This window comes from Testudinibacter crocodili, assembly GCF_006228025.1.
In the GTDB taxonomy this organism is placed as follows: Bacteria; Pseudomonadota; Gammaproteobacteria; order Enterobacterales; family Pasteurellaceae; genus Chelonobacter.
Map to the genome: position 1 here is coordinate 1 of NZ_VDHF01000160.1, position 1,109 is coordinate 1,109.

The window sequence follows — 1,109 nt, forward strand, 5'->3', positions numbered from 1 at the left end:
AGAAACTATTTCGAAGGGGGTTATTTATACATCACAAAACAACTGTTTTATTATCGTAAACAAAAATACGGTCGTTCAGTGCCAAATCTAGTGCACGGGTTAAGACGCTTTTTTCAACATCACGCCCGGCACGCATCATGGCTTTAGCATCATAGGTGTGGTCAACATTGATCACATTTTGCATAATGATTGGGCCTTGATCTAACTCATCATTAATAAAATGTGCGGTTGCGCCAATGATTTTTACGCCACGTTCATAGGCTTGCTGATAGGGCTTTGCCCCAATAAAAGCGGGCAAAAAAGAATGGTGGATATTGATCACTCGGTTAGGATAGCGTTTTACAAATTTAGGGTTCAGTACCCGCATATACTTAGCTAAAATAATCAGATCCGGTTGGTATTGATCAATTTTTTCAGCTAAGCGTTGATCATGCTCTTCCCTAGTTAGATTTTCATGGCTGACATGATGAAACGGAATATCAAAACGTTCGACTAATTCGCGCAGGGCGTCGTGATTTCCAATCACTGCGGCAATTTCAACATCTAAACCACCATAATAATTTTTCATCAGAATATCACCTAGACAGTGGGCTTCTTTTGTAACCAAAATAACAATTCGCTTGGTTTTGCGAGTAATGATGTTATATTTTGCGCCCTGCGGTAAAGCCAGACTTAATTCGGTGTTCAGCATTTCATCATTGAAAATTCCTTCCAATTCGGTACGCATAAAAAAGCGCTTACAGCCATTATCAACGAATTCACTATTATGGGTAATATTCAACTGGTGTTTGTAACAAATATTAGCAATTTTTGCCATTAAGCCTTTATCGTCGGAACATTCAGTTAATAATATTTTATTTTCAATCATATGGTTTTCTTCATATAGAAAAAAATAAACCCTTGAGGGTTTATTTTTAATAAGTTACTTATAATAAGATTAATTGTTAAATTTCAAAATCTGATAACGTTTTACCACTGTCTAATGCAGCTTGAATGGCTTTAGGTGTTCTGCCTTGACCTGTCCAGGTTTTTTGTGCACCTTTTTCATCAGTATAACGGTATTTTGCCGGACGTTGGCTACGTTTTTTGCGCGCAGCTGCCGGAACGCC

The 1,109-nt window shown here is 37.8% G+C and carries 2 protein-coding genes; both read right to left on the reverse strand.

Annotated elements, in window-relative coordinates:
• Positions 1-31: 31 nt before the first annotated feature.
• The gene (gene purU, locus FHQ23_RS12035; protein WP_139614528.1) at positions 32-868 is read right to left on the reverse strand and encodes a formyltetrahydrofolate deformylase; all 837 of its coding nucleotides are present in this window, start codon (positions 866-868) and stop codon (positions 32-34) included.
• Positions 869-944: 76 nt separating this feature from the next.
• Positions 945-1,109: H-NS family nucleoid-associated regulatory protein (locus FHQ23_RS12040; RefSeq protein ID WP_176552323.1), on the reverse strand; the 165-nt coding region annotated here is incomplete at its 5' end.